Below are 19,896 nucleotides of genomic sequence, written 5' to 3'. Positions count from 1 at the left end.
GCGTGGTTATTTCGCGGTCGACGGTTGCAGCGCGACCGTCAGATCGACCTGGCCGTCGTCTTTCAACGCGGTGATGTGCGCCTCGGAGACCTGCACCTTGAACTGCTTGCGCACGTCATCGACCCACGCGGTCCAGGCCGGAAACGCCACGTTTTTCATTTGCACCTGCACCGCGTTGCCGACGAACTGCACCTGCGTCGCGGCAAGGCCATGTTCGCCGAGCGATGCGGAAAGCGCGTCCTTCAGCGCCGCGCCGGTCGGCGCGACACCTTGCGCGGCCGCCGACAGCGAGCGCGCCTCGTTCGACTGCGCGGTCATCTGCGCAAGCTGCCGCTGCAGGCTGGGCAGCGATTCACGCAGGTGCGCGCGGCCTTCCTGCGCGGGCGCCCACAGCACCGACCACGCAATCGCCACGGCGAGCGCGGCGCCGCCCCACGTCAGCAGCGCCTTTTCGCGATCGGTGCGCTGGTCCCAGAAGCCAGCCCATGTTTGAGCGAGTTCAGCTTTCATTGTCCGTTCCTGATGGTCCACTTGCCGGTACTGCTGTCGATCGCGCCGGTAAGGCCGTTGCGCGCGAGGCGCTTGGCGAAGTCGGGGTCGACCTTGACCGCGGGTTTGAAGGTCACGTCGAGGCGGTGATCGTGATAGTCGAGCGCGGCAATGCCGTTGACCGGCAGCGGCGACAGCGAGCGCGCGAGGCCGTCGGCGAGCGACAGGAAATCCTCCGGCGACAGCTCGCCCGCCGCCACGCGCAGCTGTTGCACCTGACGCGCCATCTGATCGGGCGCGTCGAGTACGACGGTCGTCTTCGGGAACGTATTGAGCAGCAGCTCCGTCATCTGCGTGTTGATCGCGTCACGCTGACGCGCAAGCATCAGCCACTGCACGTTCGCGCCGATGATCGCGACGACGAGCGCGGCGAGCGCGAGCACGATCGGCAGACGCAGACGCCGCAGCGTCGCGCGATCGAGGCGCCACGGCTGCGACGCGAATTCGAACTGGCACAGGTCGAAGCGGCATTCGAGCGCGCGTCGCGCGAGCTGCTCGAACGGCAGCGGACTCGCGCCGTGAATATGCGAGGCGAGCCGCGCGGGACTCGTCGTGGATTGGTTCGGCTCGTTGCCGGGCACCTCGGTCAGCATGTACAGCGACACCGGCGCCGCACCCGCTAGCGCGGACAGCGTCGCGTTCACCGCATCGGCCGGCGCCGCGAAACCCTCGCCCTGGACACCGCGTGCAATCGCCAGTTCGACGCGCGGCACGCCGCTGTCGAGCGCGCCTTCGACGAGCAGCGCGGGTGCGGTCTGCACGACCGCACCGAGCACCGCGGCCACCATCGGCACGATGGACGGCGCTTCAGGCGCGACCACCGGCGCGATGCCCGGTAGCGACGTCGCGACGCTCGCCGCGCCAGCCATCGCCGGCTCGCGCACTTCGGCTGTTTCATCGTCGTTCGCGGCAACTTCGGTCACCGGCGCCAGCGGCAGGCAACGCGTGACCGGCACCGCGCGCAGACTGCGATGACCGGCCGTCGTGAACGCCTCACAGATGAAACGGAACCAGCCGCGATCAATGATCGCGAGCAGGTGCCGACCTTCACCAAGCCCCTGCGGATCGACCGCGATATGGCAGGTCTGCGGGTCCTGGATCAGTTGATCCTCGACGATATTGGGCAGCGCCTGGCGCAGCTTCGGGCCACGCAGCGGCGGCAGCGTCGCGGGCATCAGCAGCAGGTCGCGCGCGGCGAGCATCAGCACCGTCGTGCCGGCGCGCGGCAGCAGCGCGAGCGCCGAGCGGCCGGCGCGCTGCGTGCGCCCCGTCTTGTCGAGCAGCACGAACGGCAGCTCGGGCAGTTGCCATTCCTGCGAGGGCACCGCCGGATCACGCGGTGGCAATAGGACGATCAGCGTGCTCAAAGGCCACTCTCTCTATGGATTGCGTTGTTCACAGTTGGTCTTGTACCCGCACGATACGCGTGGTGTGAGTCAGTGGATCGCGATAGACGAGCGTCGTGCGATCCACTTCGGCGCGCTCGTGCTGCACACTGCCGTGGACTAAAAAGTAGCTCGAGTTGACGTCGAACTGATTCGGATCGATCGACACCGATTGCACACCGGCGGCGGTCAGCGCGAGCTGCACGTCGCCGACGTTGCGGAAAAACACGGTCTGGCGCCGCGCGACGAGTGCTTGCGCCTGCGACACGGTCATGCCCGGCACCACTGCCGCGATCACTTCGGCCGACGCGGTGTTCATGTTGATCGCGGTGGTCGTAGGCAGCACGGTGACGAACGGCCGCAGCTTCGCGACGATCTCCGGCGTGTAGCCCGGAATGTCGAGCAGCGAATCGACGCTCGTCATCAGCAGCGGCGCGACCGCCACGTTGTCGTCGCCGTCCTCGATGCCGGGCTGGTTCGTGAAGTTGCCGCCCGTCATACCGCCGCCGCCACCCACCTGCGGCGTGCTGCTGATCGACGTGCCGGTCTGAAAGCGCGTCGCCGATTGCGACAGCCCCGCGCGCACGTGCAGCGCAGTCACTTTGGCGAGCTGCCCGCTCAGGCCGAGCGACACCAGCAGGCGCTGATACGCGGCCATCTCCTCGGCGCTGATTTGCGTCACGCCGGGCGCCGGACTTGCGACCAGATTGCGCAGATTGAATCGGGACTGCGCGTCCTCGATCGAGCCCGACAGGTAGGTGGCCGCGCCTTGCTCAGCGCGTACCTCGCCAATCTGGCCGAGAAAATCCGACAGCCGGGTTTTCGCGATCGGCACGCCCCACAAGCCGCCCAGATACGTGATGCCAGCCGACGTATCGCCTTCGGAGCGCAGAATCAGCCGGGTCCAGTCGAGCGCGCCGCGCGCGACCCATTGCGCCTGCGACAACAGCCGCTGATTCTCGATGCGCCGGATTTGCACCTGCTGGCGCCACAACATGCCGGACACGAGGATCGCCGACAGCGCGACGACGAGCAGCGCGCTGATGATGGCCACACCGCGCTCGCGCGCGCCGGCCACGCGCGAACCGGATGCCGACTTTTTCGACGACGACGAGGAGAACGTCATGTCATTCTCCGACCAGAAAAACGCGCGTGACCGGCCGCGCGAGCGATGTTGCGCCGATGCTGACCTCGAGCCCCGTCACCGAGCGTGGCATCGGCGCGTTGCCGAGCTGCGGCACCTTCAGGTTGTTGACGGCTTCGGTCATCGCGGTCTGTACGTCGTTCATCCGTATGGTCCAGCCGAGCTTCGGCACGTACATGCGCGCCGAGATCGAGCCGACGCCACCCATCAGCGGCACCGCGCTCCAGCCTTCGTCGCTGCCGTGCAACGCGCGCCGCAATTCGCCGACGTTGCCGAGCGGCGGCGACGCGTAGCGCACCACGCGGCCGTTCGAGATCTGATAGCGCACCACCTGCAGACGCGGCGCGGTGGCCGGCAGCACCATGTGCCGCACGATCTGCAGCGCGTTGCCGGACACCGAGACCGCGGCCTGGCCCGATTCGTCGTCGCTGGCGGCCTGGCGTGCGTCGATGCGCATCTGGTCGAACAGCTGCGCGAACACGCGTTCGTCTTCCATCGCGTTCGTGATCGTCGTGCGGCCGCGGATGATCTGATCGAGCCCGCGCCATGACAGCACGGCGATCACCGCGAGGATCGCGATCGCGACCAGCAGTTCGATCAGCGTGAAGCCGCGCGCGCCATAACGGCGGCGGCGCTCACAGCGAGCGGTTGTTTTCATTCGCGACCACCGTGACCATCTGCGCGAGATTGCCGGACTGCCCAGGCATCGTCACCATCACTTCGACACGGCGAAACACCGGATTCGGCGTCGCCGTCACATGCTCGGTACAGCGCAGTTGCAGATTGCCTTGCGAGCAATCGAAGCTCGTTGAGCCGATGTTGGGCCATGCATGCTTCAGATGAAGGTCCGCGAGCGCGTTGTCCGCGCTCCAGCCGGCGAGCAGACGCCGGTGCAGCTCGGCTTCGCCGCTCGCGAGACTGCCGACCGCGCGCAGCGACGCGGCAAGCGCGACCGCGATGATGGCGAGCGCGACCAGCACCTCGATCATCGTGAAGCCACGCTCCTCGCGGCACCCGACATCGCGCATCGTGAAGAGGGAAGGGGCACGGACCGACCTGCCATAGCGAAGCATCCGCATCTCAGCGCACCTCGTAGCGGCCATTGCCGGTACCGACGATCGTCGCCTGGCCGGCCGCCGAAAACAGCGTGACCTGCACCGGCACGTCGATCGCCTCGGTACCGAACACGATGCGATCGGCGTGCGAATCCGAGCCCGGGTAACTGATCGCGACACTGGTCACGCCGCCTTCCCACTGACGCGGTCCGAGCAGATCGTCGCGCAGCGGACGCCAGCCGTCCTGGGTGCGCTGATCGAAACGGAAGCCGCCCTCGAACGGCTGCCACGCGATCGGCCGCGCGCGCACCTGCGCTTCATCGCCAGCCGATTCGAACAGCAGCGCGAGACGCTGCGCTTCCTCGTTCAGATCGGTGCGCGGATTGCGGGTCATCGTGACCGCGGTCAGCGACACGAGCAGGCCCGCGATCACGAGCACCACCATCATTTCGAGCAGCGTGAAGCCTGCCGCGCGGCGGCGGCGCAGGCGGGAGCGCGGCCGCGAAGCCGTACACGGAGTGTCAACACGGGACTTGAAAACGGACGTGCGCATAGTGCCGGCCATCGACGATCAACGGAAATTCATACAGCAATGCATCGGTGAAGCACGCACGCTTGCACGCGCCGCGAACATAACGGCGTGGCGGGCAGGGCGCCTCGCGAAACAAGCGGCCGAACCGGTGGCAAGGAGGGCGCGTGCATGAACATCATCGAGTCTGCCGGGATGCCAGGTTCAGCCTGTTCATTGCCAGGACCCGACGTCGGAGTCGTTGCCTTCGCCGCCCGGTTTGCCATCGGCGCCGTAGCTGAACACATCGATCTCGCCGTGCACGCCCGGATTCAGGTACTGGTACGCATTGCCCCACGGATCGTTCGGCAGACGCTCGAGATAGCCGCCGTCCTTCCAGTTGCTCGGCACCGGGTCGGTGGACGGCTTTTCGATCAGTGCGTGCAGGCCTTGCTCCTGGGTCGGATAGCGGCCGTTGTCGAGGCGATAGAGCTTCAACGCCTGCATCACGGTGCCGATGTCCTGCTTCGCGGCAACGCGCCGCGCTTCGTCCGGACGGCTCATGATCTTCGGCACGATCAGCGCGGCGAGAATGCCGAGAATCGCGATCACGACCATGATTTCGATCAGCGTGAAACCGCGTTGACGACGGCCGCGCGAACCCGCGTTGTCAGCGCGGCGAATGGTCGACAGTTGCATAGGTTGCTACCTCTTTTCAGGTGAAATTTTCGGCCCGGCTTATCAGATTGAACACGCCGGGCCGTCATTTTAATGTCATGCAGTTGAAGGGTTTCAACCCACCGCAATTTTCACAATAGTCCGTACAATGTGCGCATGAACGCCATCCAAATCCGCCTCCTGTCGCTCGCGCTGTTCGCCGCTTTCTGCGCGACGCTGACCTACTGGGTCATCACGCTCATCACGATGGCCGGCGCGCCGTTGCCGGCTGCGGCGGCGCATGCGCAGGTCTCGACCGATCAGGCCGCGACGCTGTTCGGCGGACAGCTCACGCGCAACGTCAATCAGGACATCCATCTCTTCGGCATCCTCGCGTTGAGCGAAGGCGCCGCGGCGATCGTCAGCGTCGGTGGCGAGCCGCCGCACGCGGTGTCGCTCGGCAGCACGCTGATGCAAGGCACCAGGCTCTCCGAAGTCCGCGCCCGCTCGATCATCATCGACCGCAATGGCGCCCACTCGGAAATCTTCCTCCCCGCCTACTCCAGCGGTCCCAGCATTTACGTGCGCTGAAACCCGAAGCGGTTGCGCAGCTGATACCGCATGCCGCGCAAATCCTTTCTCTTCCTTCCTCGCGCTACGACGACTACTACTGCACGAGGTTGTTCAGTTCGATGATCGGCAGCATCACCGCGAGCACGATTACCAGCACCACGCCCCCCATCGCCAGGATCAGCAGCGGCTCCAGCAGGCTCGTCAGGAACATCGTGCGACGCTCCAGCTCGCGCGCTTCGCCATCGGCCGCGCGATCGAGCATCGTCGTCACGTCGCCGGTCGCTTCGCCCGAGCGGATCAGGTGCACGAGCACCGGCGGAAACGTCTTCGTGTTGCCGAGCGCGCGCGACAGCGACGTACCTTCGCGCACTCGCACGATCGCGTCGTCGATGTTCTCGCGCATCGCATTGTTGCTGAGCGTTTCGGCCGCGGCTTGCAGCGCGCGCAGAATCGGCACGCCCGCCGCGGTCAGAATGCCGAGCGTGCTGGCGAAGCGGACCGTGTTATAGCCGCGCACGAGCTTGCCGATCAGCGGCGCGGTCAGCAGCCAGCGGTCGAAGGCGAGCCGTGGGCCCGGTTGCCTGAGGGTCGCGCGCACCAGATAGACGACCACGATCGCGCCGATCAGCATCGCCCACCACCAGTGCCGCACGAAGCCGGACAGCGCCATCATCACGATCGTCAGAAACGGCAGTTGCTGCTTGGTGCTCGCGAACACGTTGACGACCTGCGGCACCACATAGCTGAGCAGGAACGTGACGATGCCGAACGCGATGATCGTGACGATCGTCGGATACGTGAACGCCAGCACGATCTTCTGCTTCAGTGCATTGCGCTGCTCGATGTAGTCGGCGAGCCGCGACAGCACCAGGCCGAGCTTGCCCGTGTGTTCGCCGGCCGCGACGAGCGCCCGGTAGATCTCGGGGAAATCCTTTGGATGCTGCTGCAGCGCATTCGCGAGCGAATGACCGCCGAGCACTTCGGCGCGAATCGCCGCCATCAGCTCGCGGATGTAGTCGCGCTCCGACTGCTCGGTGAGCACCGCGAGCGCTTCGTCGAGCGGCAGACCCGCGATCAGCAGACTCGCGAGCTGCCGCGTCAGAATGGCCTGCTCGCGCTGCGACAGACGACGCCCGAGCGCGAGCCGCTGATTGCGCTCGCCGCGGGTGCGCGACGCCGCCGGTTCGACGACGAGCGGAGTGAGTCCTTGCGAGCGCAGGTTGGTGCGCGCGCCGCGTGCACTGTCGGCGTCGAGCACGCCTTTTTGTGCCTTGCCCGCCGCGTCGATCGCTTCGAAACGGAATGCCGGCATGCGCTTATGCTCCGCCCGTCACGCGAATCACTTCTTCGAGCGACGTCAGTCCCGATGCGAGCCAGCGCTCCGAATCCTCGCGCAGCGTGCGCATGCCGTGCGCGCGGCCCGCTTCGAGAATTTCGGCGTCCGCCGCGTTGCGGTGGATCAGCGAACGGATCGTTTCATCGATCAGCAGCAGCTCGTAGACGCCGCGCCGTCCCGCGTAACCGGATTGGCCACAACGGTCGCAGCCGACCGGATGCCAGCGCTTGCTGCCGTCTTCCTCGGTGCGCTCTTCGCGGCACACCGGGCACAGCCGCCGCACAAGCCGCTGCGCGAGCACGCCGAGCAGCGACGAGGCGAGCAGATACGGCTCGACGCCCATGTCGGTCAGACGCGTGACGGCGGATGCCGCGTCGTTCGTGTGCAGCGTCGCGAGCACCAGGTGGCCGGTCAGCGACGCCTGCACCGCGATCTGCGCGGTTTCGAGGTCGCGGATTTCACCGATCATGATGATGTCCGGATCCTGACGCAGAATCGAGCGCAACGCGCGCGCAAAGCTCATGCCGATCCGCTCGTTGACCTGGGTCTGGCCGATGCCGGACAGGTCGTATTCGATCGGGTCTTCCACCGTCATGATGTTGGTGGTCGCCGTCTCCAGTCGCGACATCGACGCATACAGCGTCGTGGTCTTGCCGGAGCCGGTCGGGCCCGTCACGAGCACGATGCCGTGCGGCTTGCCGATCAGCTTGTCGAACTTGCCGAGCGTGTCGGATGCCATGCCCAGCGCTTCGAGATTCAGTCGCGCCGCGTCTTTTTCGAGCAGCCGCAGCACCGCGCGCTCGCCGTGGCCGGTGGGCAGCGTCGATACGCGCACGTCGACCGGACGACCGCCGACGCGCAGCGTAATGCGGCCGTCCTGCGGCAGACGTTTCTCCGCGATGTCGAGCTGCGCCATGATCTTGATCCGCGAGATCAGCGCGCCGTGCAGCGCTTTTTTCGGCCGCACCACGTCGCGCAGCGTGCCGTCGACGCGAAAGCGCACCACGGACGCATTCTCGAACGGCTCGATATGAATATCCGATGCCTGTTCGCGCGCCGCTTGCGTGAGCAGCGCGTTGATCATGCGGATGATCGGCGCGTCGTCTTCCGATTCGAGCAGATCCTCGACCTCGGGAATGTCCTGCATCAGACGCGACAGATCGACTTCGCCTTCCACTTCACCGACCACCTGCGCGGCGCTGCCGTCCTGGCGCGCATAGGCCTGGTTGATCGCCTGCGCGAGATCGTCGGCGGGCACGCGCACCACCGATACCGTGCCGTAGTTGCGCGCGATTTCGGCAAGCGCGGCTTCGCTCGTGCGCTCGCTGATCCAGACTTCGAGGCTATCGGCATACTGATGCGCGACCAGGACCTGGCCGCTGCGCGCGAAACCGTACGGCACGAGCCGGGCGGCGAGCGGCGAGGGCGCCGCGCGCTCGCCGGCGGCGTCGCCGTTCAACCGACCTTGCGATGGCGCGGTTTGCGCGGACGTCTGCGTCACGGACGCGCTCCCGGCGATACCGTACTCGGCACCACTGCGCTGGCCGGATCGACGACCGCCGGTTGCGGCACGGTTTGCGGCATCGATTGCGGCACAGGTTGCGTGGTGGGCTGCGCGTTGGCTTGCGGCACGGCCTGCGGCGGTACCTGTTGAGGCACCTGTTGCGGTGCCTGCTGCGGCATCATCTGCTGGCGGCGCATCTGGTTCAGATCGAACAGGTTCAGCGCCGGCACACCGCCCTGGCTCGGGCCGAGCGGCATCGGCGGCACGACCGGATCGTCGCGATCCTTCATGATGTTGTTGTCCGAACGGTACGCACCCTGCACACCCTGGACGTAGTCGTAGCGGTTCGCCGTGACGGCCTGGGTGGTGTCGCGATCGGCGAGAATGACCGGGCGCAGGAATACCATCAGGTTAGTCTTGTTGCGGTTCTTCTGCTCGGAGCGGAACAGCTGGCCCAGCCACGGAATGTCGCCGAGGAGCGGCACCTTGCTGTTGCTGACCTGGTAGTTATCCTGCATCAGGCCGCCGAGCACGATGATCTCGCCGTTATCGCACAGCACGGTCGACTGGATCGAACGCTTCGTGAATTCCGGGCCCGCCGGGTTCGTCGCCGCGTTGTTCGTACCGTTCACGATCGCCGAATCTTCCGTGTAGAGCTGCAGCTTCAGGATGCCGCCGTCGGTAATCTGCGGCTTCACGTGCAGCGTCAGACCGACGTCGACACGGTCGAACGTGTTGAATGCCGCGCTCGTCGTGCCGCTCGTCAGGTTCGAGTACGAACCGGTCTGGATCGGCACGTTGGTACCGACGATAATCTTCGCTTCTTCGTTATCGAGCGTGATCAGGTTCGGCGTGGACAGCACGTTCGCGTCGGCGGTCTGCGACAGCGCCTGCAGCAGCGCGCCGAGACCCTGCACGCCGAAAATGTTGTGGATCCAGCCGACGTTCAGGCCCTGTTGCAAGTTCTGGGCGCCCAGTGCCGTAGCGAGACCGCCGGTCGAGCCGGCAGCGGCCGCGGCCGCCGTCAGGTTGACGATGCTGTTGCCCGAGCCAGTCGACAGGTTGGTACCGGCGTACAAGTTACCGTTCGCGACCTGCCACTGAATCCCGAGGTTGCCGCTCGTATTCGAGTTGAGCTCGACGATCAGCGCCTCGATATACACCTGCGCGCGACGTGCATCGAGCTGGTCGATCACCGCGCGCAAGTTGCGGTACGTTGCTTCGGGCGCCGTGATGATCAGCGAGTTGGTTGCGGGATCGGCCGTGATCATGCCGCCGCCCTGGTCTTCGCTCTTCTCCTTTTCTCCGCCGAGAAAGCCGCCACTATTACTATTCGAGCCCGAGGCGCCGCCGCCCATCGGCGAGTTCATCGAGCTGCCGCCGAGTCCGCCTGACGGCAACGGTGGCGTGCCCGACGTGCCCGTCGAATTGCTGGCGTTCGACAGACCGCCGCCGCCCCCACTGCTGTTCTGGTTGAACGAGTTCGCCTCGTTCGAGGCGCCCGACGAGCCTTCGCCGCCGCCCTTGCCGAGCATGTTGCGCAGCGTGCGCGCGAGCTTCGTCGCGTCCGCGTTGCGCAGCGGCACGACGTGCATGTTGCCCGGCATCGTGGTCGGCACGTCGAGCTGTTTCGCGAGCTCCTTTGCCGCCGCGAGACGTGCGGGGTTCGACGCGCGCATTAGTAGCGAGTTGGTGCGCGGATCCGACGCGATCGACACCTTCAGCGTCGCGTCCGTACTGCCTATCGAGCCCGGATCGAGCATCTTGTTCATCTGCTGCGCGATGTCGATCGCATTCGCATTCTTCAGCGGCACGACCGCCACCGACTGGCCTGCCGCGTTATCGATGCCCGCGATGATCTGCGCGATGCGCCGCACGTTGTCGGCGTAGTCGGTGACGACGATCGTATTGTTGGCGGGGTAGGCCGCGACGGTGTTGTTCGGCGAAATCAGCGGACGCAGTACCGGCAGCAGGTTGTTGGCCGATTCGTTCCTCAGCGTGAAGACCTGCGTGACGACCTGGTCGCCGCGCGCCGTCGGCGCGTTGCCGACGTAGGTCGGCACGCCTTGCAGCTTGGCGTCGGCCTCGGGCACCACTTTCAACACGCCGTGATCCTGCACGAGCGCGAAGCCCTGCATGCGCAGCGCGGACTCCAGGGTTTTGAGCGCCTGATCCTCGGGTACCGCGTTTTCGGACACGAGGTTCAGTTGCCCCTTCACCCGCGGATCGACGATGATCGTCTTGCCGGTCGCCGCGCCGATCGCCTTGGCGACCTGGTCGATGTCGGCGTTGACGAAGTTGAGTGTCACCTCTGCCTGTGCTGTCTGCGCGGTGATCAGTCCAGCCACCAGCAGCGCCGTTGCCACGCGACGCAAAGCCATACAATTTCTTCTCATGGAATGTGATATCGATGCCGGCAGCCTCTGCCACCGACGGTCATGCGATGCGGGCCTGGCAGCAAGCTACCGCCCGGTCGGTCTGTGAGCCGGCCCCAAAAGCGAGTTTCGCTTGGAGCTCCAGCGTCCCGACGCCCGAAAAAAACGAACAGTAACAGCTTTTCATGTCGGATTTGAAACAAAACAAGGGGCCTCATGCGAATCCTTACGGAATCGCAGGCTGGTTATTCAATTGAAAGCTAACCGGCACCGTACCTGGACGCCATTACCCGGCTTTGTACGGTCTTATGTCGGTTAGCCAACTTGACGAAGGTCGGACTGCCGGTATGATACGAGCCGTTCGACTCACTGCTATGTGTTTGCTGACGCGGGTTTTCCCCGATGCTCGACAAATGCCCGGCCAGCTTGCCGTTGCGGCCGAAATGCGGCCGGCAAACTGCCTTACCGATTCTTACCTCGGGTTTATCCAGTCCTGTTGACCGATGAAACGTCCGCTCGTCACCGTTGCCGCCACGCTCGCGCTGCTCGTCGCAGCCGGCTCCGCGCGCGCCGACTGCTTCGACGAAGCGGCGAAGTATCAGAAGGTCAACCCATTGATTTTACGGGCTATCGCGTGGCAGGAGTCGCACAACCGGCCGGATGCGCAGCACAAGAACGCGAACGGCTCGACCGATTACGGTGTGATGCAGATCAATTCGGTGCATCTGCCGGTGCTCGCCCAGTACGGGATCTCGCAGGGCACGCTGATGGAGCCGTGCAAGAACGTTTATATCGCGGCGTGGCATCTGCGCCGCCAGATGAACAAGTACGGCAATACCTGGCAGGCGGTCGGAGCATACCACTCTGAGACGCCGGCGTTGCGGGACAAATACTCGCAACAGATCGCCGCGATTCTGCGCAGGTGGAAGTTGATGCCCGCGCAGTAGGCTTGTCCAGCGCCGTCGCTTGCGCAGGCTGCGCCCGTTTTAATGCACAATGCGGCTTCATGCTGCTGTCGCGCCGTCGCAGCGACGCCGACCATTTGGCCCCGCCCCCGGCACGCCTTTCAATCCTCCCGTATTCCGTACCGCGATGAACCAGCCGCTATTGCCCATCACCGTGCTCTCCGGTTTTCTGGGCGCCGGCAAGACCACGCTCCTGAATCACATCCTTGCGAATCGCGCCGGTTTGCGCGTCGCCGCGATCGTCGACGATCTCGCCGCGGTCAATATCGACCCGACGCTCGTGCGCCAGGCGGCCGACCTGTCGAGCGTCGACGAGCAGGTCGTTGAACTCAAGAACGGCTGTATCTGCTGCACGCTGCGCGACGAGCTGCAAAACGAAATCCGTCGCCTCGCCGGCGAAAATCGCTTCGACGCGCTCGTGATCGAATCGAGCGGCATCGCCGAGCCAATGTCGAGTGCCGAAACCATTACATTCGAGGGCCACGAAGGCGCGTCGCTCGGCGACGTCGCGCGGCTCGATACGATGGTCACGGTCGTCGATGCGTTCAACTTCCTGCGCGATTATGCGTCGGCCGATGCGCTCGCCGAACGCGGCATTACGGTCGACGAAGACGACGACCGTACGATCGTCGAATTGCTGATCGAGCAGATCGAGTTTTGTAACGTGCTCGTCGTGAACAAGATCGATCTCGTCAGCGCCGACGAACTCGCGCGATTGCAGCGCATCCTCGCACGCCTGAACCCGCGCGCGGTGCAGCTCCTGAGCCGCTTCGCCGACGTGCCGCTCGAGCAGATCGTGAACACCGGACGCTTCGATTTCGACGAAGCGTCGAATGCGCCGGGCTGGCTCGCGGCACTCGAGCACGAGCACGGCGGTCAACACGGCCACATGCATCGCAGCGAAGCCGACGAATACGGCGTCGGCCATTTCGTCTATCGCGCACGCCGGCCGTTTCATCCGCAGCGGCTGTGGGAGCTGCTGCATCGGCAGTGGAAGGGCGTACTGCGTAGCAAGGGATTCTTCTGGCTCGCGACGCGCAACGATATCGGCGGTTCGCTATCGCAGGCCGGTGGCGCTTGCCGGCACGGTCCGGCGGGCATGTGGTGGGCCGCGCAGGATCGCAGCGAATGGCCGGCAGGCGACGACGAGCTGGCCGCCGAAATCGCCGCCGACTGGTACGGCGCGCCGGACGATACCAGCATCGGCGATCGTCGTCAGGAGTTCGTGCTGATCGGCGTGGATATCGACCCCGCCATCTGGCGCGCGAAGTTCGACGCCTGTCTGCTCACCGACGACGAATACGCGCTCGGGCAGCAAGCCTGGCAGCAGTTCCCTGATCCGTTCCCGGCGTGGGAGTTCGACGACCACGATCATGATGATGATCGCGGCCATCATCATCACGGGCACGGCGACGACTGAGAACATGGCGGACATGACCACGGCGGGAACGCGCATCGTCATGACTGAACGAAGCACGTCCCGCGCTTGAACCATATGCATGGACGAAAAAAAACCCGCCACTGGCGGGTTTTTCTCGCGGGTGTCAACTGCCCGGCAGGAATCTGCCTAGCGCTTGTTGACCGAGTCCTTGAACGCCTTGCCTGCCGTGAATTTGACGGTCTTGGCAGCCGGGATCTTGATAGTTTCGCCGGTCTTCGGATTACGACCCGTACGCGCTGCGCGCTTGCCCGAACCAAAGCTACCGAAGCCAATCAACTGGACCGCCTCACCCTTCGACACAGACTTCTTGATCACTTCAAGCAACGTGTCCAGCGTTTCACCGGTTTGAGCCTTGCTGGCGCCCGTCTGTCCTGCGACAGCGTCGATCAGTTCCTGTTTGTTCATTAAGGTTCCTTTCTGAGTTTAGGTTGATACGAACAGCGCGACCGCGCCGATTATACGTGCGCGCACCGCGCCGTCGAGCAGCTGCGGCCCTGATCCTGACGATCTCCCGCGACGGACAAAACCCTGTTCGGCGGCCGTGCTGCCGCTCCCTTCGCGGCGCTTGCTATGATAGCGCAGCGCAAACCCAATCAGGATAAGGGTTTCGAGGAATTGCACGGTTTTCGGGCCGTTCTTGCAAGGAAATCGAAATTTTGCCCCTCAGCACCCCCTAAACGAGGGCTGAAACCCAGTCCTGGCGGGGGTTAGCGTTGGTTTTTGCCAACGCAGCAAAGCGTCTAAATGCGTCCTGATGGGTCTTTTACGGCGACTCGCGCGCAGCGCGCGCCGGCTCGAACCATCGAACCCGCTCTTTCGAGCGACCTTTTGAGCGAGTTTTCCCGTCGCGCATGACCGATCCGCTGATCCCCGCCGTCCTCGCTTTCCGCGACAACGGCAACCCCTTTTCACCACACTACGACGACATCTATCACAGCGCCGTCGGCGCGCTCGAGCAGGCTCACTACGTCTTTCTGCGCGGCAACGAATTGCCCGAAAGATGGCAGAGCCGCCGTACGTTCACCGTGCTCGAAACCGGCTTTGGCATCGGCATCAACTTTCTCGTCACGTGGGCCGCATGGCGCGCCGATCCGGCTCGCTGCGAGCGGCTGCATTTCGTGTCGACCGAAAAGCATCCGTTTAGCGCCGCCGATCTGCGCCGCGTTCACGCAACGACGATCTCCGATCCGCTGATCGCCGGGCTCGCGGACACGCTCGCGAACGCTTGGCCGATGCTCGTGCCCGGCACGCACCGGGTCGAATTCGAAGGCGGCCGCGTCGTGCTGACGTTGATCTTCGCCGATGCGCTCGACAGCCTGCCCACACTGCGGCTGCGTGCCGATGCGTTCTATCTGGATGGCTTTGCGCCCGCGAAAAATCCAGAGCTGTGGAGCCCGGCGATCTTCAAGGCGCTCGCGCGCGTCGCGGGCGATGACGCGACCTTCTCCACCTATAGCAGCGCGGGCGACGTCAAACGCGCATTGACGCAATGCGGCTTCGAGTATCGCAAGGTCGACGGCTTCGGCTGGAAACGCGCGATGCTGGTCGGTCGCTTCGCGCCGCGCTGGCGTGTGCGCCGTTATGAGCCGCCCGCGCCGTTCGGGCACGACGAACGACACGCGGTCGTGATCGGTGCGGGACTGGCCGGCTGCGCGGTGATCGAGCGGCTTGCGGCGCGCGGCTGGCGCGTGACTTCGCTCGAGCGGCATGCGTCGGTTGCACAAGATGCGTCTGGCAATCCAGCCGGCGTATTCCACCCAATGATTTCGCGCGACGACAGCGTCGCGTCGCGCGTCACGCGGGCGGGCTTTCTGTACGCGCTCAATCGTTGGGCCGCGCTCGAAAGTGCAGGGCATCGGCTCGCGCGCGGCGATCGCGGTCTGCTGCAGATCGCCGCGGACGACGACGAGGCGCGCGCAATCGGCGAGGCCATTGGCGCGTTCCGCTATCCGTCCGACTACGTGACGCCGGTGTGCGCGTCCGATGCCGAGCGACTCGCCGGCGTGCCGCTCGCGCGTGGCGGCTGGTTCTTTCCGCGCGGCGGCTGGATCGATCCGGCTTCGCTGTGCGCGGCGCAATTCGCATCGGCAGGCGGCTTGCTCGAACGACGCTTCGGTGTCGAGGTCGCGCGGCTCGAACGTGCCGGCGATCAGTGGACCGTCTTCGATATCGCGGGAAAGGTAGTCGCGCGAGCGCCGGTCGTGATCGTCGCTGGTGCGCATGAAGCTGCGCGCATCGCTGGCTTGCGTCATGCGCCGACCCGCAGCATTCGTGGTCAGTTGAGCTTGCTGCCGGCGGGTACCGTCGCGCCGCTCGCGCTGCCGGTGATCGGCGAGGGCTACGCCGTGCCGCTCGCGAACGATGTCACGCTGACAGGCGCGACCTATGAACTCGACGACCCCGACACGTCGCTGCGCGCGGACGGTCATCGCGAGAATATCGAGCGCGTCGCGCAGATGTTGCCGTCGTTCGCAAGCGCACTCGATGCCGCGCCGCTGACCTCGCTCGGCGGACGCGTTGCGTTTCGCTGCGTGAGCTCGGATCGCATGCCGATGATCGGCCAGTTCGCCGACGAAGCCGCTGCCGCCCGCGATGCTGCCCGCCTGCGCGGCGCATGGCCGCTCGATCTGCCGCGCCTCGACGGTCTGTACGGCGCATTCGCTTATGGTTCTCGCGGGCTGGTGTGGGCCGCGCTCGGCGCTGAACTGATCGCCTCGCAGATCGAAGGCGAGCCGTGGCCGCTCGAACGCGATCTCGCGGAAGACATCGACCCTGGGCGTTTTCTGCTGCGCGCCTTGCGACAGGGAACGATCGGTTAACCGGCTTCGACCATTGCGAAGTTATCTCTGCGCCCGGCACGTTAACTCCGCCCGCCCTGTAAACCAGGTGAACCAGGATTCCGGCTTATCCACTGCGACCTGTGGATAACCGCGCGGTTAACCGGCGCAAGTCGTGTGGAACCGTTGTGGACGTAAACGGGGTAACTGGGACATCGCGAAAAAGTGCGAAAAGTTGCTCGCGTATACCGGCAGCAGCCGCACATGCTGTGCATCCGGTTATGCGGCCGGGAACTCGATGATTTGTTTCGGTAAACATAGGTTATCCACAGAAACGGAGGCAGCTTGTTAACTGTTACTACGTATACATACGGTAAACCAGTAAACAGCAAAGACGGGGGCTAACGCCCCGCCTATCGGGCTTGCGTTAACGACAAAACCGCGCATCGAAATCACCGTAGCAGCGGCAACCCCCGGGAGCGGATTCGCCGTTTGCGACGTGGTCGAAACTGATGCGATACCTCGAAAAAAGGTCGCTTTTTCCGTTCACTGGGAAAATAACGTTCTTTTTTACCGTTTTGCCTGCGAGTTAACGTCTTTTCGGTTAACCCGGAAAAAGCTATGGCACAATCCCCGTTTTTCCGCGTCGTGCCACAGCAACTGACGGCACGCGCAGCAATGGAACGGTGCCGGTCAAACAGAATCTGATTCAAGGTCGACGGCGTTCCTTCAGCATGCCTGTTGCTACTGCCGCATCCCGTGTATGTGCCCGACTCCGTGCGGTTCTTCGCGGCCGTGGCGCATTCCGATCATCCGATCATTGAAACCTCGCAACGCTGATTTCGCGAAGCGCTTGCGACAACGTGCGCTCCCCGTGCGCTCGTGACGGCGTGCGTGTGCGCCGGTTCGTGTCGTCTGCCGTTGCTGCCAAGGAGAACCCATTACGATGAATTCGGCGTTTTCGTTTTTGCCAGCGTGGCCGCTTTCGCCCGACGCCATTTTCTGGGCGGGTCTTGCATTGCTTGCCGCCGGTCTGTGCGGCGAGCTTTGCTATCGCGCGTGGCGTTTACCGCGCATTTCCGGCTATGCGGTGATCGGACTCGTGGCCGGCGCGGCAGGCTTTGGCGTGATCGATGCGGATTCCGCGAGCGCCGCGCGGCCGCTGCTCGACGTCGCGCTCGGCCTGTTGCTGTTCGAACTCGGCAGCCGGCTCGATCTGCGCTGGATCCGCCGTAATCCGTGGCTGATTCTGTCGAGCGTCGCCGAAGCCACGCTGACTTTCGTGCTGGTGCTGCCCGTGTTGCTGTTTCTGCACGTGCCGCTGATGGTCGCGACCGTACTCGCCGCGATCGCGATGGCGACATCGCCCGCGATGGTGATCCAGCTCAAAACCGAACTACGCGCGGAAGGCCAGGTCACGCAGCGTCTTCTGACCTTGACCGCGCTGAACAGCATGTACGCGGTCGTGATCGAAAAGCTCGTGTCGAGCTGGCTGCATCAGGAGGTTTACGGCAACGTGTTCGCGACCATCCTGCAGCCGTTGTACCTGCTGGTCGGCTCGCTCGTGCTCGCGTATCTGCTCGCGCGCACCTGCACGTTCTTCTATCGGCGCCTGAACATGCAGGACGAGCATTCGTTCGTGGCGCTGTTCGGTCTCGTGCTGCTCGCGATCGCGATCGCGCATCTGTTCAAGCTGTCGACGATTCTCGCGCTGCTCGCCGCGGGCATCATCGTGAAGAATCACGAAGTGCGTCCGCAGTTGTGGCCGGAGCATTTCGGCACCGCGGGCTGGCTGCTGACGGTGATCCTGTTCGTGCTGACGCTGACGTCGTTCGAATGGAAGCACATCGCGTTGGGCGGAGTCGCCGCGCTGGGTCTGATCGTTGCTCGCCTCGTCGCGAAGCTGGTCGGCGTGCTGGCGTTCGCGAAGCCGAGCGGCCTGAACTTGAAGCAGGGCATCGCGCTCGGCCTGTCCTTGTCACCGATGTCGGCGCTCGCGTATCTGCTCGTCGACGACACGTACAACCTGTATCCGAACTTCGATCCGCAGCTGCGCGCAATCGCTATGTGTTCGATTTTCGTGCTGCAGATTCTCGGGCCGTGGCTCGTCTATCGCAGCCTCGCGCTCGTCGCCGAGCGGCGCGAGGGGTAAGCGTGAAACACGCATGGGCTGCCATGCGCGTTTCACGAACCCGTCTTTCAATTCCTTCGCCTCAAACGACCTGACTCAGGGGACGCCATGTCACTCGAACCCTTCATCGACTCGAAACCGTTCACGTTCGGTATCGAGCTCGAAATGCAGATCGTCAATACGCATGACTATGATCTGACCAAAGCCGGCACGGATCTGCTGCGCCTCATCAAGGACGAAAAAATCCCCGGCAATATCACGCCGGAAATCACCGAAAGCATGATCGAGCTGTCGACCGGGATCTGCACGTCGCACGAACAGGCGGTCACCGATCTGCGCAAGATTCGCGACACGCTGGTGTCCGCGGCCGATCATCTGAACGTCGGTCTGTGCGGTGGCGGCACCCATGCTTTCCAGCAATGGAGCGAGCGGCAGATCGTCGATACGCCGCGCTTTCAGTATATTTCCGAGCTATACGGCTATCTCGCGAAGCAGTTCACCGTGTTCGGCCAGCACGTGCACATCGGTTGCCCGAATCCGAACAGCGCGCTGTATCTGCTGCATTCGATGTCGCGCTTCATCCCGCATTTCATTGCGTTGTCCGCGTCGTCGCCTTTCGTACAGGGCGTCGATACCGGATTTCATTCGGCACGTCTGAATTCCGTGTTCGCGTTTCCGCTGTCGGGCCGCGCGCCGTTCGTGCTGACGTGGGACAGCTTCGAGGAGTATTTCTCGAAGATGGTCCACACGGGCGTGGTCAACAGCATGAAGGATTTCTACTGGGATATCCGTCCGAAGCCGGGCTTCGGCACGATTGAGGTCCGCGTGATGGATACACCGTTTTCGGTGGATCGCGCCGCGGCGATCGCCTGCTACATCCAGACGCTCGCGCGTCATTTGTTGCTCGATAAGCCGATCACGCCGCAGGAAGACGACTATCTGGTCTACACGTTCAACCGTTTCGAAGCCTGCCGGTTCGGACTCGGTGGCACCTGCATCAATCCGCAAACCGGTGAACGCAAGACGATTTCCGAAGATATTCTGGAAACGCTCGAACAGATCGGACCGCATGCGGAAGCGCTCGGCTCGGTGAATGCGCTGGCCGAAGTCGGCGCGATCGCGCGCGGTCAGGTCAACGACGCGACGTGGCTGCGCAGTGTGTTTGCGCAGGAAAAGTCCTTGCACGAAGCAGTACGCCAGCAGTGTCTGCAATGGCGCGCCTAGTCGCGAAGACTTCCTGAAACCGTTTGCGTGCGCCAGCTACGCGACGTTCCGACGAAACCCGCCGCGTGCGGGTTTTTTTTCGTAAGAAAATTTTTATGGTTTTTCGCGCGCGCAACCCTTCAGGTTTTTCGAAAGTTTACGTATACCAGCGTAGTAGTCGTAAGCAGGCATTGCCAAAGGCTGTGGACAACTGAATAATTTCCTGCAAAGTCAATGCGCTGGGGAAATGATAACTGGGCTCGTAAAACGGGCTCCGGCCACGCCTGGCAAGC

The 19,896-nt window shown here is 64.1% G+C and carries 18 protein-coding genes; 6 read left to right on the top strand and 12 right to left on the bottom strand.

The features are described 5' to 3' along the window. Positions 1–6 precede the first annotated feature (6 nt). The 7 genes from F6X37_RS17985 to gspG form a co-directional block, all read right to left on the bottom strand. A complete protein-coding gene (locus F6X37_RS17985) occupies positions 7–510 on the bottom strand; it encodes a type II secretion system protein M (protein ID WP_090802323.1) in 504 nt (167 codons plus the stop codon). Continuing rightward, positions 507–1,916, bottom strand: a complete 1,410-nt coding sequence (gspL, locus tag F6X37_RS17980; RefSeq protein WP_187612252.1) for a type II secretion system protein GspL — start codon at positions 1,914–1,916, stop codon at positions 507–509. The genes F6X37_RS17985 and gspL overlap by 4 nt, the downstream gene beginning before the upstream one ends. Before the next feature lie 28 nt (positions 1,917–1,944). After that, on the bottom strand, positions 1,945–3,060 hold the full coding sequence (gspK, locus tag F6X37_RS17975; protein ID WP_187612251.1) for a type II secretion system minor pseudopilin GspK: 1,116 nt from the start codon (positions 3,058–3,060) through the stop codon (positions 1,945–1,947). A gap of 1 nt (position 3,061) precedes the next feature. Then, the gene (locus F6X37_RS17970) at positions 3,062–3,736 is read right to left on the bottom strand and encodes a type II secretion system protein J (protein ID WP_090802328.1); all 675 of its coding nucleotides are present in this window, start codon (positions 3,734–3,736) and stop codon (positions 3,062–3,064) included. Next, on the bottom strand, positions 3,714–4,106 hold the full coding sequence (gspI, locus tag F6X37_RS17965) for a type II secretion system minor pseudopilin GspI (RefSeq protein WP_090805517.1): 393 nt from the start codon (positions 4,104–4,106) through the stop codon (positions 3,714–3,716). Before gspI ends, F6X37_RS17970 begins: the two co-directional genes overlap by 23 nt. 52 nt (positions 4,107–4,158) lie before the next feature. After that, positions 4,159–4,686, bottom strand: coding sequence for a GspH/FimT family pseudopilin (locus F6X37_RS17960; RefSeq protein ID WP_410451378.1), 528 nt, complete (start codon positions 4,684–4,686; stop codon positions 4,159–4,161). 189 nt (positions 4,687–4,875) lie between these two features. After that, on the bottom strand, positions 4,876–5,340 hold the full coding sequence (gspG, locus tag F6X37_RS17955; RefSeq protein ID WP_187612249.1) for a type II secretion system major pseudopilin GspG: 465 nt from the start codon (positions 5,338–5,340) through the stop codon (positions 4,876–4,878). A 135-nt stretch (positions 5,341–5,475) separates the two neighbouring features. On the opposite strand from gspG, the gene F6X37_RS17950 reads away from it, so the two are divergent. Then, positions 5,476–5,889 (top strand): general secretion pathway protein GspC, encoded by a 414-nt coding sequence (locus tag F6X37_RS17950; protein WP_187612248.1) that lies wholly within the window; start codon positions 5,476–5,478, stop codon positions 5,887–5,889. A 76-nt stretch (positions 5,890–5,965) separates the two neighbouring features. On the opposite strand, the gene gspF is transcribed toward F6X37_RS17950, so the two are convergent. From gspF to gspD, 3 genes are read right to left on the bottom strand one after another with little or no spacing between them, the layout of a single operon-like run. Continuing rightward, positions 5,966–7,183 carry a type II secretion system inner membrane protein GspF gene (gene gspF / locus F6X37_RS17945; RefSeq protein WP_184036826.1) on the bottom strand — a complete coding sequence of 406 codons (1,218 nt, stop codon included), beginning with the start codon at positions 7,181–7,183 and terminating at the stop codon, positions 5,966–5,968. A 4-nt stretch (positions 7,184–7,187) separates the two neighbouring features. Next, positions 7,188–8,708, bottom strand: coding sequence for a type II secretion system ATPase GspE (gene gspE / locus F6X37_RS17940; protein WP_187612247.1), 1,521 nt, complete (start codon positions 8,706–8,708; stop codon positions 7,188–7,190). Beyond that, the gene (gene gspD / locus F6X37_RS17935; RefSeq protein WP_187612246.1) at positions 8,705–11,092 is read right to left on the bottom strand and encodes a type II secretion system secretin GspD; all 2,388 of its coding nucleotides are present in this window, start codon (positions 11,090–11,092) and stop codon (positions 8,705–8,707) included. Before gspD ends, gspE begins: the two co-directional genes overlap by 4 nt. 497 nt (positions 11,093–11,589) lie before the next feature. On the opposite strand from gspD, the gene F6X37_RS17930 reads away from it, so the two are divergent. Both F6X37_RS17930 and F6X37_RS17925 read left to right on the top strand, forming a co-directional pair. Continuing rightward, the gene (locus F6X37_RS17930; RefSeq protein ID WP_187612245.1) at positions 11,590–12,033 is read left to right on the top strand and encodes a lytic transglycosylase domain-containing protein; all 444 of its coding nucleotides are present in this window, start codon (positions 11,590–11,592) and stop codon (positions 12,031–12,033) included. Between the two features lie 145 nt (positions 12,034–12,178). Next, positions 12,179–13,471 (top strand): GTP-binding protein, encoded by a 1,293-nt coding sequence (locus F6X37_RS17925; RefSeq protein ID WP_187612244.1) that lies wholly within the window; start codon positions 12,179–12,181, stop codon positions 13,469–13,471. A gap of 147 nt (positions 13,472–13,618) precedes the next feature. Here the strand turns inward: F6X37_RS17925 and F6X37_RS17920 are convergent, their stop codons facing one another. Then, positions 13,619–13,897: an HU family DNA-binding protein gene (locus F6X37_RS17920; protein ID WP_018418891.1), complete on the bottom strand. Its 279-nt coding sequence runs from the start codon at positions 13,895–13,897 to the stop codon at positions 13,619–13,621. Between the two features lie 18 nt (positions 13,898–13,915). Continuing rightward, a complete protein-coding gene (locus F6X37_RS17915) occupies positions 13,916–14,113 on the bottom strand; it encodes a hypothetical protein (protein WP_090802341.1) in 198 nt (65 codons plus the stop codon). A gap of 230 nt (positions 14,114–14,343) precedes the next feature. Here F6X37_RS17915 and mnmC point away from each other — a divergent pair, with 230 nt between their 5' ends. From mnmC to F6X37_RS17900, 3 genes are all read left to right on the top strand, one after another. Further along, positions 14,344–16,311 carry a bifunctional tRNA (5-methylaminomethyl-2-thiouridine)(34)-methyltransferase MnmD/FAD-dependent 5-carboxymethylaminomethyl-2-thiouridine(34) oxidoreductase MnmC gene (mnmC, locus tag F6X37_RS17910; protein ID WP_187612243.1) on the top strand — a complete coding sequence of 656 codons (1,968 nt, stop codon included), beginning with the start codon at positions 14,344–14,346 and terminating at the stop codon, positions 16,309–16,311. 904 nt (positions 16,312–17,215) lie between these two features. Beyond that, positions 17,216–18,421 carry a cation:proton antiporter gene (locus F6X37_RS17905; protein WP_090802344.1) on the top strand — a complete coding sequence of 402 codons (1,206 nt, stop codon included), beginning with the start codon at positions 17,216–17,218 and terminating at the stop codon, positions 18,419–18,421. Positions 18,422–18,508: 87 nt separating this feature from the next. Then, complete coding sequence (locus tag F6X37_RS17900) at positions 18,509–19,624, top strand: YbdK family carboxylate-amine ligase (RefSeq protein ID WP_187612242.1); 1,116 nt, start codon at positions 18,509–18,511, stop codon at positions 19,622–19,624. Positions 19,625–19,896 lie beyond the last annotated feature (272 nt).

The sequence above is a fragment of the Paraburkholderia sp. 31.1 genome, assembly GCF_014397645.1.
GTDB lineage: Bacteria > Pseudomonadota > Gammaproteobacteria > Burkholderiales > Burkholderiaceae > Paraburkholderia > Paraburkholderia tuberum.
Note: the sequence above shows the minus strand (reverse complement) of the source record. Positions and strands in the feature narration are given on the sequence as shown.

Excerpts from the sequence above, each read along its gene's own strand:
- F6X37_RS17985 (WP_090802323.1), bottom strand. The coding sequence starts at position 510 with ATGAAAGCTGAACTCGCTCAAACATGGGCTGGCTTCTGGGACCAGCGC.
- gspK (WP_187612251.1), bottom strand. The coding sequence starts at position 3,060 with ATGACGTTCTCCTCGTCGTCGTCGAAAAAGTCGGCATCCGGTTCGCGC.
- F6X37_RS17970 (WP_090802328.1), bottom strand. The coding sequence starts at position 3,736 with ATGAAAACAACCGCTCGCTGTGAGCGCCGCCGCCGTTATGGCGCGCGC.
- gspI (WP_090805517.1), bottom strand. The coding sequence starts at position 4,106 with ATGCGCGATGTCGGGTGCCGCGAGGAGCGTGGCTTCACGATGATCGAG.
- F6X37_RS17960 (WP_410451378.1), bottom strand. The coding sequence starts at position 4,686 with ATGCGCACGTCCGTTTTCAAGTCCCGTGTTGACACTCCGTGTACGGCT.
- gspG (WP_187612249.1), bottom strand. The coding sequence starts at position 5,340 with ATGCAACTGTCGACCATTCGCCGCGCTGACAACGCGGGTTCGCGCGGC.
- F6X37_RS17950 (WP_187612248.1), top strand. The coding sequence starts at position 5,476 with ATGAACGCCATCCAAATCCGCCTCCTGTCGCTCGCGCTGTTCGCCGCT.
- gspF (WP_184036826.1), bottom strand. The coding sequence starts at position 7,183 with ATGCCGGCATTCCGTTTCGAAGCGATCGACGCGGCGGGCAAGGCACAA.
- gspD (WP_187612246.1), bottom strand. The coding sequence starts at position 11,092 with ATGGCTTTGCGTCGCGTGGCAACGGCGCTGCTGGTGGCTGGACTGATC.
- F6X37_RS17930 (WP_187612245.1), top strand. The coding sequence starts at position 11,590 with ATGAAACGTCCGCTCGTCACCGTTGCCGCCACGCTCGCGCTGCTCGTC.
- F6X37_RS17925 (WP_187612244.1), top strand. The coding sequence starts at position 12,179 with ATGAACCAGCCGCTATTGCCCATCACCGTGCTCTCCGGTTTTCTGGGC.
- F6X37_RS17920 (WP_018418891.1), bottom strand. The coding sequence starts at position 13,897 with ATGAACAAACAGGAACTGATCGACGCTGTCGCAGGACAGACGGGCGCC.
- mnmC (WP_187612243.1), top strand. The coding sequence starts at position 14,344 with ATGACCGATCCGCTGATCCCCGCCGTCCTCGCTTTCCGCGACAACGGC.
- F6X37_RS17905 (WP_090802344.1), top strand. The coding sequence starts at position 17,216 with ATGAATTCGGCGTTTTCGTTTTTGCCAGCGTGGCCGCTTTCGCCCGAC.
- F6X37_RS17900 (WP_187612242.1), top strand. The coding sequence starts at position 18,509 with ATGTCACTCGAACCCTTCATCGACTCGAAACCGTTCACGTTCGGTATC.